General features: G+C 46.9%; 14 protein-coding genes and 1 pseudogene. 14 read left to right on the top strand and 1 reads right to left on the bottom strand.

The genetic code is table 11. The features are described 5' to 3' along the window. Positions 1-60 precede the first annotated feature (60 nt). Genes VFK44_02905 through VFK44_02885 form a run of 5 tightly spaced genes read left to right on the top strand, consistent with a single transcriptional unit; the run spans position 61 to position 5,150 of the window. Complete coding sequence (locus VFK44_02905) at positions 61-1,404, top strand: extracellular solute-binding protein (protein HET7627315.1); 1,344 nt, start codon at positions 61-63, stop codon at positions 1,402-1,404. Then, positions 1,401-2,279: a sugar ABC transporter permease gene (locus VFK44_02900; protein HET7627314.1), complete on the top strand. Its 879-nt coding sequence runs from the start codon at positions 1,401-1,403 to the stop codon at positions 2,277-2,279. Before VFK44_02905 ends, VFK44_02900 begins: the two co-directional genes overlap by 4 nt. Further along, positions 2,266-3,096 carry a carbohydrate ABC transporter permease gene (locus VFK44_02895; GenBank protein ID HET7627313.1) on the top strand — a complete coding sequence of 277 codons (831 nt, stop codon included), beginning with the start codon at positions 2,266-2,268 and terminating at the stop codon, positions 3,094-3,096. Before VFK44_02900 ends, VFK44_02895 begins: the two co-directional genes overlap by 14 nt. Before the next feature lie 21 nt (positions 3,097-3,117). Continuing rightward, the gene (locus VFK44_02890; GenBank protein HET7627312.1) at positions 3,118-4,065 is read left to right on the top strand and encodes a glycoside hydrolase family 130 protein; all 948 of its coding nucleotides are present in this window, start codon (positions 3,118-3,120) and stop codon (positions 4,063-4,065) included. Positions 4,066-4,088: 23 nt separating this feature from the next. Then, positions 4,089-5,150, top strand: coding sequence for a glycoside hydrolase family 130 protein (locus VFK44_02885; protein ID HET7627311.1), 1,062 nt, complete (start codon positions 4,089-4,091; stop codon positions 5,148-5,150). Between the two features lie 36 nt (positions 5,151-5,186). On the opposite strand, the gene VFK44_02880 is transcribed toward VFK44_02885, so the two are convergent. Next, the gene (locus VFK44_02880; protein HET7627310.1) at positions 5,187-5,882 is read right to left on the bottom strand and encodes a FadR/GntR family transcriptional regulator; all 696 of its coding nucleotides are present in this window, start codon (positions 5,880-5,882) and stop codon (positions 5,187-5,189) included. 174 nt (positions 5,883-6,056) lie between these two features. Between VFK44_02880 and VFK44_02875 the strand changes: the two genes are divergently transcribed. From VFK44_02875 to VFK44_02835, 9 genes and pseudogenes are all read left to right on the top strand, one after another. Further along, positions 6,057-6,749: a DUF421 domain-containing protein gene (locus VFK44_02875; protein HET7627309.1), complete on the top strand. Its 693-nt coding sequence runs from the start codon at positions 6,057-6,059 to the stop codon at positions 6,747-6,749. Between the two features lie 37 nt (positions 6,750-6,786). Continuing rightward, positions 6,787-6,933: a sporulation histidine kinase inhibitor Sda gene (gene sda, locus VFK44_02870; GenBank protein HET7627308.1), complete on the top strand. Its 147-nt coding sequence runs from the start codon at positions 6,787-6,789 to the stop codon at positions 6,931-6,933. Positions 6,934-7,452: 519 nt separating this feature from the next. Next, positions 7,453-7,593: a hypothetical protein gene (locus tag VFK44_02865; protein ID HET7627307.1), complete on the top strand. Its 141-nt coding sequence runs from the start codon at positions 7,453-7,455 to the stop codon at positions 7,591-7,593. A 12-nt stretch (positions 7,594-7,605) separates the two neighbouring features. Further along, positions 7,606-7,956: pseudogene (locus tag VFK44_02860) on the top strand (redoxin domain-containing protein). Between the two features lie 55 nt (positions 7,957-8,011). Further along, positions 8,012-8,308, top strand: a complete 297-nt coding sequence (locus VFK44_02855; protein HET7627306.1) for a hypothetical protein — start codon at positions 8,012-8,014, stop codon at positions 8,306-8,308. Positions 8,309-8,406: 98 nt separating this feature from the next. Next, positions 8,407-9,030, top strand: a complete 624-nt coding sequence (locus tag VFK44_02850; GenBank protein ID HET7627305.1) for a YhbD family protein — start codon at positions 8,407-8,409, stop codon at positions 9,028-9,030. 14 nt (positions 9,031-9,044) lie between these two features. Continuing rightward, positions 9,045-9,752 (top strand): polymer-forming cytoskeletal protein, encoded by a 708-nt coding sequence (locus VFK44_02845; GenBank protein ID HET7627304.1) that lies wholly within the window; start codon positions 9,045-9,047, stop codon positions 9,750-9,752. Positions 9,753-9,803: 51 nt separating this feature from the next. Next, positions 9,804-10,502 (top strand): hypothetical protein, encoded by a 699-nt coding sequence (locus tag VFK44_02840; GenBank protein ID HET7627303.1) that lies wholly within the window; start codon positions 9,804-9,806, stop codon positions 10,500-10,502. Between the two features lie 15 nt (positions 10,503-10,517). Further along, complete coding sequence (locus tag VFK44_02835; GenBank protein ID HET7627302.1) at positions 10,518-12,089, top strand: MDR family MFS transporter; 1,572 nt, start codon at positions 10,518-10,520, stop codon at positions 12,087-12,089. Position 12,090 lies beyond the last annotated feature (1 nt).

The raw sequence follows: 12,090 nt of genomic DNA, 5'->3' as shown, positions 1-12,090 counted from the left end.
TTCATATTCTTTCGTCTGTTGATATGTGCCAATGACAACTAATGAGGAGGTTATTTTATGATCAAAAAGAAAGCGCTGTCATTATTGGTAGTAGGATTGCTTATTGTCGGCATTGTAGCAGGATGTCAAAAACCTGGAGGAAACGCAACGGAAGTTGGAAGCCAATCACAAAATTCTTCTGAAACTGCAAAAATATCGTTTGAATTTTGGGCAGCACCAAATCCGACTCAAACTGCATTTTGGAAAAAGATGGCTAATTCGTATATGGAAACACATGAAAACGTCTCGATAAAGGTCAACCAAATGCCAGAAAGTCCTTCGTCGGAGGCAGGAATTCAAACTGCGTTAGCCTCGGGAACCGCACCAGTCATGTCGGAAAATATATCTCGCGGATTTGGTGCACAATTAGCAAAAGACGGAGCAATTGTTCCGATGGACGAATACAGTCAGTTTTCTGAAATCGTTAAGAAGAGGCATATGAAAAAAACAATTGAACCATGGGAGTTCTCCGATGGGCACCAGTATGTCATCCCTCTATACTCAAATGCGATGTTGTTCGGGTGGAGGATTGATATTTTAAAGGATCTCGGATACAGTGAACCTCCGAAAACTTATAGTGAAATAATCGAGTTCGGCAAAAAATTGAAAGAAAAGTATCCAAAGAAATTTTTGTGGGCGAACCCAGATCTTGTAAAATCGACGTGGTGGGCACGTTGGTTTGATTTCTTCATGTTATATGATGCTGCTTCAGGTGGAAATGCCTTTATTAAAGGCGAAAAATTTGTAGCAGACGATCAAGCAGGAATTGAAACGTTATCGTTTTTGGATCAATTGGAAGAAAACGATTTGCTGTTAACCCAAAAGGCAAAAAATCCATTCGTCACGGGATTGAGTGTTTGGGCGACAATCGGTCCGTGGACATTTCCGAACTGGGATAAAAAGTTCCCTGATTTTAAATATAAAGAGAACTACGTACTTACCATGCCTCCCGTTCCGGATGGGGTTGAGCCTTCGCAACCAAAAACATATGCTGACACTAAAGGACTCGTTGTATATGCGCAATCATCAAAAGAACAGCAGAAAGCAGCCATGGATTTTGCCAAATGGGTACTCTCTAATCAAGAGCACGACTTGCAATGGTTGAAGCAAACGAACTTACCTCCAGCCAGAGACGACTTAGGTACGAACGAGACGTTCAAGGAATTCTTTTCCAAACACCCTGCATTACAAAAATATGCTGAAAACATACCGAATGCAGTGCCACCGATTGACAATCCTAAAACAGTGAAATTACAGACAATTTTGAGTACAGAAGCTGTAAATCCAGTTGTTAAACAGAAGAAAGATCCGAAAGAGGCTTGGCAAGACATGAAACAAAAAATCACTGGAGTGCTCGCCGAATGAAAGAACGACAATCGAGAACGGGCTGGTTATTCGCCAGTCCGTATCTTATCTTTACAATTGTATTCTTCCTATTTCCATTATTATGGGCTCTTTATCTTTCATTCACAAATTGGAACTTAATAGCTCCAACCTATAATTTCATAGGGTTTGATAACTTTATCAACGCCGTATTCAATCCTGGCGTTCAAGCGGCTTTTTTGGTCACGTATAAATTTATGATATTATTCGTACCAATCGTTGTTGTCGGGTCATTATGTTTGGCAGTGATTCTTTATTCATTGCCAAAGTTTAAAGCTGTATTTTCAGTCGGTTATTTCATGCCTTATCTGGCTTCCGGTGTCGCAACGGCGATTATTGTAAACGGCATTCTATCATATAACAGTGCTTTTAATATTTGGCTACGGGAGACTTTCGGCTTGAATATCAACTGGCTAGGGTCACCGTTTTTGGCACCGTTGATCATTTCCCTAATGATCGCCTGGAAGATGGTTGGTTATTATGCGCTGTTATTTTTGGCGGGACTTGAAAGTATACCGAAAGAAGTATTTGAAGCTGCTAAGATCGACGGAGCTGTAGGATTCAAACGTCTTTGGCACGTGACGTTGCCAATGCTTTACCCTGCGTTTTATACCGTTGTCATCCTAGCTGTCGGGCTCGTTTTCGGGATTTTTACTGAGCCATATGTTTTGACTAGCGGTGGTCCCTCACTAGCGACAAATACGTGGCAACTGGAAATTTTCAAGCAAGCATTTGAACGATTAAATGCAGGGTTTGGCACATCTATAGCTATCATCGATTCGATTGTGACGTTTGCCACTATTCTTGTGTTCCGCTGGGGCTTGGAAAAATGGGGGGAGAAACATGGCTGGGAGTAAACAATGGAAGCTGTCATTACTTTATTTACTTGCGATCGCAGTTTTTCTCGTTATGATATTCCCTTATGTGTATATGGTACTTCAGTCATTGGCACCATGGGAACAAGTAGATCGCAAGTTCATACCTACAGACCTTACCTTGCGATCTTATCGGTGGCTTTTTTTTGGAGGAGAAGGTGTGGTACCGCGACCATGGTTGCGAGCTTTTCTGAATAGCATGATCGTAACTGCAAGTTCGACTTTCCTGATGATGATTGTAGCAGTATTGACGGGTTACGCCATCACAAAATTAAAATTCAAAGGAAGTCGGTTTGTGCACAATGTAATATTGTTTCAAATGTTCTATCCAGCGGTGATTTTGCTCATTCCGTTGTTTCTGCTCGTCAAAAATGTCGGGATGTACAATACTTATTTAGGTATGATTATCCCAAAAGCGGTAGATCTGTGGGCGATCTTTATGTACATCAATTTCTTTAAATCGATCCCAAACGAAGTTATTGAATCAGCAAAAATGGACGGTGCTGGATCGGTGAAAACGATCTGGAAGATCGTCCTTCCGATGTCGAAATCGATAACGACAATTATTTTCCTTTTCCTCTTCATGGTTCGGTGGGTGGAGTTGTTATGGGACATGATCGTTGTCAATGACCCGAAAATGTTAACGTTAAACGTATTGCTTGCACAAATGTTTGGTCCGTATGGAGCTTACCCTGGCCCCATGTATGCGGGGTCCGTTCTGTTGACGTTGCCGATATTGATTTTATTCATTCTCTTTAGTAAAAACTTCAAAGAAGGCATGGATTTTGCCATTAAATAAAGCTCGGAGGGGTTTTCTTACATGAAAAAAGATAATACATTCCCATTGGGGCCATTCAAGAAATACCCTAAGAATCCAATATTAAGTCCACAAGGCGACTCTTGGGAAGCAAAAGACGTTTTTAACCCTACAGCAATTGTTCATGATAATCGTGTATATTTGTTTTATCGTGCTGAAGATTTTACCGGAGAGGGAGAATGGAATGGAACGTCAAGAATTGGTTTGGCCGTTAGTGATGATGGCATTCACTTTCATCGTGAGCCGCGGCCTGTTATTGACGTGACTGAAGAATATGAAGTACCTGGAGGCGTAGAGGATCCTCGAGTTGTTCGACTTGGTCAAACGTTTTATATGACTTATAGCGCATTTGATGGAAAAAATGCAAGACTTGCTCTTGCAACTTCGAAAGATTTGATTCATTGGAAAAAACACGGGTTGCTTTTCCCTGAATGGAAGGGTGTAAATGATGAAGGTTGGTCAAAATCTGGGGCAATTGTCCCCGAAAAGATTGACGGTAAGTATGTGATGTACTTCGGAGATACCGATATATATCTTGCTTTTTCCACCAACGGACTACACTGGATACCTGAAACGGAACCGTTTATGAAAGTATCGAAAGACCCGAATAAATTCGATTCGGCATTGATCGAGCCAGGACCTGCACCGATATTAAGTAATGAAGGTATCATATTGCTCTATAATGCTGCGAGGAAAGTAACAGAAAAAGGAGATCCAGCTTTCGGAAAACTTCGCTATTCAGTTGGGCAGGTGCTGATTGATCGGCATGAACCAAATCGTGTTTTGAAAAGAACTAAATCACCATTTTTCGTACCGAATACGCAAGACGAAAGTTATGGTCAAGTCGATAACGTCGTTTTTGTAGAAGGTCTCGTTTATTTTAATGAGACGTATTATTTATATTACGGAATGGCGGATTCAAAATTGGGAGTCGCTCTGTGCAACGGATAAACAGAAAAATGGGAGAGAAACAGATGAATGTATTTAGATATCATGAAAATCCATTGATCAAAGTCGAAGATGTTAAGCCAACGCGTGAGGATTTTATTGTAATTGGAGCTTTTAATGCTGGCGTGACGAAGTTTAACGGACAAACAGTAATGCTCATCCGGGTTGCAGAAATGCCGAAACAAGACGATGCCGAGTACGTCAAAGTACCGTTAATGGATGAAGAAGGAAGTCATCTTAAATTGGTGATTAAGAAAGTGAGAAAAGATCTTCCCGGATACGATTTTTCCGATCCGCGCGTAATCAAATACAAAGGACAGACGGTATATTTAACTTCAATTTCCCACTTGAGGCTGGCAAAAAGCTCGGATGGTATTCATTTCCAGGTTGAGGAGAAACCAACCGTTTTCCCGGAGACGAAAATGGAATCTTGGGGTATCGAAGATTGTCGGATCACACAAATCGAAGACACCTATTACATTACTTATAGTGCCGTAAGTTCAAAGGGTGTGGGAGTTGGATTATTAGCGACCGAGAATTTTCGTTTCTACACACGAAAAGGAATTATTTTGGCTCCGGAAAACAAAGATGTTGTTATTTTTCCGGAAAAAATAAACGGTAATTACTTCATGATGCATCGTCCGGTGCCTGGTTGTATTGGCACGAAGGAAATCTGGACGGCTACTTCCCAAGACCTTATTCGCTGGGGAGATCATTGCATCTTGATGGAGTGCAGGGAAGGAAGTTTTGATAGTCAAAAAATTGGAGCTGGGAGCGTACCGATTAAAACACCGGAGGGATGGCTAACATTTTATCACGGTGTTGACGAGAACGAGCGTTACTGCATGGGAGCTGCCCTTTTGGATTTAAACAACCCGTCAAGGGTAATCGCAAGATCGTCACGGCCGATTCTTGAGCCAGTAGAATCTTATGAGGTGAAAGGTTTCTTTGGAAACGTAGTCTTTTCATGTGGAACGATTGTCGAAGACCGAAAAGTGAAAATGTATTATGGTGCAGCTGATGAAAGGATTGCTTGCGCGGAATTCAGTGTTTCGGACGTGTTGGAGTCGATGGCGGTGACACCATAAAACAAAAGCCCTCAGGAAAATTCGTTTCCGAGGGCTTTAGGATTCGTCGCGGAGTTCGACGGCGAGGATCGCTCGTTTGTCGGCTTCGATGATTTTTTCAAAGGCGGTTCGTGCCGCTGCCGGGTCTTTCCGCTTCAGACCGTCGAGCAATTCCAAATGAAACTCGAACGTGTGGTCGAATATGTTTTCGATGCCGAAAGGCGCTTCCCAAAACGCCATGAACTGTTCTTGAAGCGAGCGAATCATGCCGTTGAGTAATTCGTTGTTGCAAGATTCGTAAATCACTTGATGGAAGCGGAAATCGCATTCGTTTGCGGCCTTTCTGTCGCCTGCTTCCAAATGAATTTTATATTGGCGCATGTACGCTTCCATTGTTTCGATTTCATCCTGAGCAGCATGTTGCACGACAAGATCAACCGCTTTGCCCTCCAAGGCCATGCGCACGTCAAGCAATTCGAGCAAAAATTTTTTCTTGTTCTCGGCTTCGAAAGACGTCTGTACACGGTACGATTGAACATTTTTCACGAAGGTGCCTTTCCCGTTGACGACTTGCACAATCCCGCTCGTCTCGAGAATCTGGAGCGATTCTCGCAGCGTGGAACGGCCCGTGCCAAAATTCTTCATCATCGTTTCGATGGAAGGAAGCCGGTCGCCTTCGGACAAACGGTTTTTCTTAATGTATTGTTTAATTTCCTCGGCCACTATGGCGGACAATTTCATGCGTTTGATCATCGGTTTTCTCCGTATACCCTTGAAATATCGGAACGAATATCATAACATTAACCTATCATACAGCATGACAGCCTGCACTGCAATCGTTCTTTCAATCCGCCGTATGCAGAGTCGTCTATTTTCCCGGAACCTTGGCCACACTGGAGGCAACAAGGCTGCAAGGGAGGAGCGGCAATGGAAACGGTCGCGTTCATCTCGCTGAGAACATTTCTCGCATTTTTGTTTTTGTTAGGATTGACGCGTTTTCTCGGGAAGAAACAAATCGGACAGATGACGTATTTCACGTACATTACGGGAATTGCGATGGGAAACATCGCCGCGGATGTGGCGGTAGAGAAGCAAGTTTCCATCGTCACCGGCTTGACCGGGCTCGTCGCATGGACGGTGTTCACCTGGTTGCTGGAATTGTTCAGCATGAAGTCGGGAAAGGCGCGTCTGATCCTTGATGGAGAACCGTCGATTGTGATCAAAAACGGAAGCATCCAACAAAAGACGTTGAAAACGCTCCGTTTAAACGTCGACGATTTGACGATGATGCTTCGCAACAAAAACATTTTTTCGGTGCAAGACGTCGATTATGCAATTTTCGAGCCGAACGGTAAATTCAGCGTGTTAAAAAAACCGTCTCGGACTATGGTGACGAAAGCGGATATGCAGATACCCGTTCCGTCAAACCGTGCGTTGCCGACGGAACTGATCACCGATGGAAGTGTCGTGAAACGAAATTTGCAGGAAGTCGGAAAGACGGAAGAGTGGTTGAAAGAGCAGTTGCGAGCCGACGGAATTCAAGAAATCGCAGAGGTTTTCTTTGCGGAACTGCAGAGTAACGGAACCTTGTATATAGAAAGACGCATGGATCGCGAATGAGTGATCCGTTACGGGCAGGGGTTAGGAGGAATGGCGGATGCGTCAACTTTCGGATGAATTGCTTCTTGAGGCTTTTCACGCAGCAAAGGATCTTCGTTTGGACAAAACGTTTTTACGGTTGATTGAGCTCGAATTGAAGTCACGCAAACTGGAGAAGGACGTTTGCGAGAAAGTGAAGAATTAAAAAAAGCCTGATCCCACGCAATTGACCATTTTTACAAAAATCCCTCCTATTCCGGTAAGAAAACAAGGAATATTCATCATTTACAATTATAACCTTCGAAACCGCGTCATGAGAGTTGACAGTCGTTCAGTCGAAGTATTTCTTCCCCAGGCAAGTTCCATTCGTGGTATGCAAAACGGATCCAATAGCCGACAAACAAGTCTTCAAAAGATATAGGCAATCCGTCGTTTTTCCACGGGTTCTATCCTAAAGGCCACTTGTTCACACCGAAAAAACATGACAAATCAAAGCGCCGTTCCGTATACTGCAGCATCGAATACCATCAAGTCAATAACCCTACATATACGAAAGCGGCCATAACGAACAAACCTCACTCAAAGTAATTGATCGTAACCGGGCGCTTGGTCATCGGAATCCTCCTACATCCTTTTTCATCATTCACCGATGGAGCGAATCTCATTCCCAGCGGCTTGAATCTGGTAAACTGGAAGTACGCATTGGCGGAAAGGAGATGGAACGATGCCGAAAAAGAATAAAGGTTTGAAACCCGGTTCGCTTCTTCCGGGCTTTTCGCTGCAAGATCCTGAAGGCAAGACGTATACGTCCGGGCAATTTCGCGGCCGTCCGTTTTTGCTTTATTTTTTGCGCGGCACGTGGTGACCGAATTGCCGCAAACAACTCGTGGAGTTGGAGAAAAATGCTGATCGTTACGCTGCCCTGAATGTTCCGATCGTCGTGATCGTTGGACAAAAACGTGAAGCCGTACGAAAATGGCTGCACGAACATCCAAAGCCTTTTCCGTTCTTAATTGACGAGAACCGAGAGGTGATTAAAGCTTTCGATGTGTATCATCCCATCGGTATTGATGCATTTAAAATTGCCCATCCAAGCGTGTTTCTCATTTCGGCCGATCAAAAGATCGTTTTTGCATACGTCGGCTCGCACCAAGCCGACCGGCCGCCGCAAGATGTAACCGATCGGAAAGTAAAAGCGTTGCTGGACGAAACGTTTTCCGCCGAATGATCCAGATCATTGCCGGAGAGTCTATAACCAACAACGTTACGGGCAGGTGGAAGCAATGACGGATTTTCCGGTGATTCATACGAGCTTTTGGGACGGCATCGTGGCCGTCCCGCTCGTCATCGTCGTAACCCAATGTTTCAAGCTTCTGCGCCTCCCGCGCCAAGCATATCCGACGATTGCATGGGGAGCGGGGATGGCTTTATCGATTTTGTACAGCCATAAACATGATCTCATGGCCGCTTTGTTCATGGGCGGCTTTTACGGCTCAGCTGCCGTCGGGACGTATTCTTCGATGAAAGTCTCATTCCAAGCGTTTCGATCGAAACGGCGGAAACCGATTCCTTACAAGTAATACCGGCATTTGGCGGCTTCCGTGGGAGCCGCTGAAATTTTTCTGTACATACGTAACAGTGTTATGTTACACTATCAGCACACGAGGAGGGAACCGCCATGGAAGAGGCGTTCATTTCGAAAAAAGAATTGCTCGACGCGACGGGCATTTCTTATGGGCAGCTGTATCGCTGGAAGCGCAAGCATTTGATTCCGGAGGAATGGTTCATTCGCAAATCGACGTACACAGGTCAGGAAACGTTTTTTCCTAGGGAGCGAATTCTTGACCGTATCGAAAAAATTCAGCAACTGAAAGGCGACTTGTCGCTCGACGAGTTGGCAGGCATGTTGTCTCCGGATTTGGCGGACACTAAGCTGCCTTCAAACGAGTTGTCGCCGCGCGGCATTTGTTCACAAGCGGTGCTCGATTTTTATATGGAGCGGTACGGCGAAAAGGAGTCGTTTACGTTCGGAGAGGTTTTGCAATTGTACGTGCTTCATGGGTTGCTTACTGGAGGGAACATTAATCGCGACGAAGGAAAAATGGTCTTGCAAGTGATGAAGGATCATTCTTCCGAGTTTGAAAACGAAAGCTGCACGTTGCTTATCATTCGCAAACTGGGGGTTTCCGCATGTTTGCTCTGTTCCAACTTAGCTTTGGCGCGGTTTGACGAGGAAACAAAGGTTGTTGAACAGATCGATCTGGCGGAGAAGATACAAGCGTTAAAAATGAAATGGTTGTAACGGAGGGGAAAGCGGTGGAACGAGATTTAGTGATCAACGGCCATGCGTCTGCGGCAGGCGGCCGTTTCAAGAAAGTCAGCGTGAACGGTCGCGGCGTCGTAGAAGGCGATGTGGAATGCGATACGTTCGATTGCAACGGATGGGGCGTCTTTCGCGGAAAAGTGAAGACGGAGACGCTCATCGTAAACGGATATGCGGAGTTGAACGACCGGGTGGAAGCCGGGAAAGTGACCGTAAACGGGAAAGCGAGAATCGGCGAAAATTTGACCGCGCGGGACGTAGAAATTTCCGGGGACGGAAAGATTGGCGGAACGGTAACGGGTGAAGAAGTGAGGATACGCGGACGAGTAACGATCGGCGGTGATTGTGAAGCGGAGTCGGTGCAAGGCGGAGGGCAGTTCAGGATCGGAGGGCTGTTGAACGCTGAAACGATCGACCTGGACGTTCACGGCAAGTCGCAGGCAGGAGAAATCGGCGGCAAGCGGATCGTGATTCGCCACGAAAAACACGGATGGATGAAAATGATGAAGACGTTGTTTCCGGTCAAGTTGACCGTGGAAACGATTGAAGGAGACGACGTCTCGCTTGAGTACACTAGCGCGAAAGTTGTGCGGGGTCAGCGCGTGCGAATTGGGAAAGGCTGCGCGATTGATCTCGTCGAATACGGTGAGACGTTGGATGTAGATGAAGGTGCGAATGTGAAGAACGACCGGAAATCATAGATGAATTCTGCCGGGCATCGGTTGGGTTAGGAAACTTAAGGAGGTTGCGAAGTGGCACACGAAGCGGTTCAGCATTTGCGAATGATCGGATCCGGCCGTTCGGGCGGCGGAAATTTCGACAAGGTGAGAATCATCGGCGAAGGGAGCGTGAACGGCGAGCTTTGTTGCGTGAGCTGCAAAACGCGCGGGAATGCGTCATTTGACGGAAACGTGAAAGCGGAAAGCTTTCATGCAGCTGGGGCAGTGGAGACCGCGGCGCATGTGAAGGCAGATCGTGCGCGCGTATATGGAGAATTGAAAATGGGCGGCAGCTTGTCGGCGAGCCATTTGAAGCTTAGAGGGGCGCTGGAAGCGGCCGATAGCTGCCGGGCGGAGAAGATGGATGCGAAAGGGCATGTGCGGGCAGGCGGAGACGTAGAAGCCGAAGGTCTTTCGCTGAAGGGAGGATTCACCGTCGGCGGCTTGCTGAATGCCGAAGAGATGGATGTCCGCCTGAAGTTTCCGAGCGAAGCGAGGGAGGTCGGGGGCGGACGGATTCGGATCGCGCGGGCGTTTGGCGGGAGCCGGGCGGTGTTGCTGGAAGTCGATACGATCGAAGGAGACGACGTATACGTCGAGTATGTGAAGGCGAGGGTCGTTCGCGGAAACGCGGTGCGCATCGGGCCGGGGTGCGAGATCGGTACGGTCGAGCACGCGGGGAGGCTGAAGGCGGATGCGCGGTCGCATGTGAAGCAGACGATGAAAAGATAGAAGGAGCAACAGATCATGACGAAAAAAGAAAACCATTTAAAATTAGTGATGGCCGGACTCATGCTAGGCATCTTCATTGCTGCAATGGATCAAACGATCGTGGCTACTGCGATGGGCACGATTGTCGCCGACCTCGGCGGTCTCGATAAATTCGTATGGGTGACCTCAGCGTATTTAGTCGCTGAGATGGCGGGCATGCCGATTTTTGGAAAACTGTCTGATATGTACGGCCGGAAAAAGTTCTTCCTGTTTGGCATCGCTGTCTTTTTGCTCGGCTCGATCTTGAGCGGAACGGCTGAAAGCATTACGCAGCTCAGCATTTACCGAGCGATTCAAGGCATCGGAGGCGGCGCACTCATGCCGATCGCGTTCGCGATCATCTTTGACGTCTATCCGGCCGAAAAACGCGGCCAAATGAGCGGCATTTTCGGCGCCGTTTTCGGCATGTCGAGCTTGTTCGGCCCGCTTCTCGGCGCTTACATCACGGACAATATCAGCTGGCACTGGATCTTTTACATCAATTTGCCGCTCGGCCTGCTTGCGCTCGCGCTGCTTCATTTTTCTTACCACGAGTCGCACGAACATTCGAAGCAAAAGATCGACTGGTCGGGGGCGGCGACGCTCGTCGGCGCGGTTGTCAGCCTCATGTTCGCGCTCGAGCTCGGCGGAAAAACGTATGCTTGGGACTCAGCGGCCATCATCGGCTTGTTCGCCGCTTTCGCGATTTTGTTCACGTGCTTTCTGTTCATTGAACGAAAAGCAGCTGAACCGATCATTTCGTTCCGAATGTTTAAGCACCGTCTGTTCGCGGTCACGAACCTTGTGGCGCTCATGTTTACGATTCCGTTCATCGTCGCCACCGTATTTATTCCGATCTACATTCAAGGCGTCTTCGGAGGAACGGCGACCAATTCCGGACTGCTTTTATTGCCGATGATGTTAGGTATGGTCGCTGCAAGCGTGAGCGGCGGGATCTTGGCGAACAAAATCAGCTATAGGAACATCATGGTGATGGCTGTGTTGTTTTTACTCGCCGGTGTATCCTTGCTTAGTACGTTGACGACAGAGACGCCGCGATACTTGGTGACGATTTACATGATCATCACTGGATTCGGAACAGGATTTTCTTTTTCCGTGTTAAGCATGGCGGCCATTCACAAATTCAAATTGAGCGAGTACGGGTCGGCAAACTCGACGATTGCTTTTGTCCGCGAATTCGGCATGACGGTCGGTATTACGATTTACGGGACGATTCAAAGCCACTTGTTTTTCGGCAAACTGACAGACATTTTCGCCGGGTTCGGGCAGTCGGGACAGGCGGAAGCGTTCAAAAATCCGCGTGTCATGCTCTCGCCGGAGGCGCGCGAACACATTCCGCCGCAAGTATTGGAGCAAATGACGACAGCACTCTCTTCAACAATAGCGAAGACGTTCATGTGGTCATTGATTCCAGCGGTGATTGCATTCGCATGCATTTGGTTCATGGGAGGCGAGAGTCTCGGCGAAAAGATGAAGCAAATGCGGGCCGAACAAGCGGAAAAACGAAAACAAGTCGTCGGTCAGCCGCAACCGGGAAAGTTGCAATAGG

This window comes from Bacillales bacterium, assembly GCA_035700025.1.
Taxonomy (GTDB): domain Bacteria; phylum Bacillota; class Bacilli; order Bacillales; family DASSOY01; genus DASSOY01.
The sequence above is the reverse complement of the archived record's forward strand: the minus strand, read 5'-3'. Positions and strand labels throughout refer to the sequence as shown.

Excerpts from the sequence above, each read along its gene's own strand:
- VFK44_02855 (HET7627306.1), top strand. The coding sequence starts at position 8,012 with ATGACGGATTTTCCGGTGATTCATACGAGCTTTTGGGACGGCATCGTG.
- VFK44_02850 (HET7627305.1), top strand. The coding sequence starts at position 8,407 with ATGGAAGAGGCGTTCATTTCGAAAAAAGAATTGCTCGACGCGACGGGC.
- VFK44_02900 (HET7627314.1), top strand. The coding sequence starts at position 1,401 with ATGAAAGAACGACAATCGAGAACGGGCTGGTTATTCGCCAGTCCGTAT.
- VFK44_02875 (HET7627309.1), top strand. The coding sequence starts at position 6,057 with ATGGAAACGGTCGCGTTCATCTCGCTGAGAACATTTCTCGCATTTTTG.
- sda (HET7627308.1), top strand. The coding sequence starts at position 6,787 with ATGCGTCAACTTTCGGATGAATTGCTTCTTGAGGCTTTTCACGCAGCA.
- VFK44_02895 (HET7627313.1), top strand. The coding sequence starts at position 2,266 with ATGGCTGGGAGTAAACAATGGAAGCTGTCATTACTTTATTTACTTGCG.
- VFK44_02880 (HET7627310.1), bottom strand. The coding sequence starts at position 5,882 with ATGATCAAACGCATGAAATTGTCCGCCATAGTGGCCGAGGAAATTAAA.
- VFK44_02865 (HET7627307.1), top strand. The coding sequence starts at position 7,453 with ATGCCGAAAAAGAATAAAGGTTTGAAACCCGGTTCGCTTCTTCCGGGC.
- VFK44_02890 (HET7627312.1), top strand. The coding sequence starts at position 3,118 with ATGAAAAAAGATAATACATTCCCATTGGGGCCATTCAAGAAATACCCT.
- VFK44_02885 (HET7627311.1), top strand. The coding sequence starts at position 4,089 with ATGAATGTATTTAGATATCATGAAAATCCATTGATCAAAGTCGAAGAT.
- VFK44_02835 (HET7627302.1), top strand. The coding sequence starts at position 10,518 with ATGACGAAAAAAGAAAACCATTTAAAATTAGTGATGGCCGGACTCATG.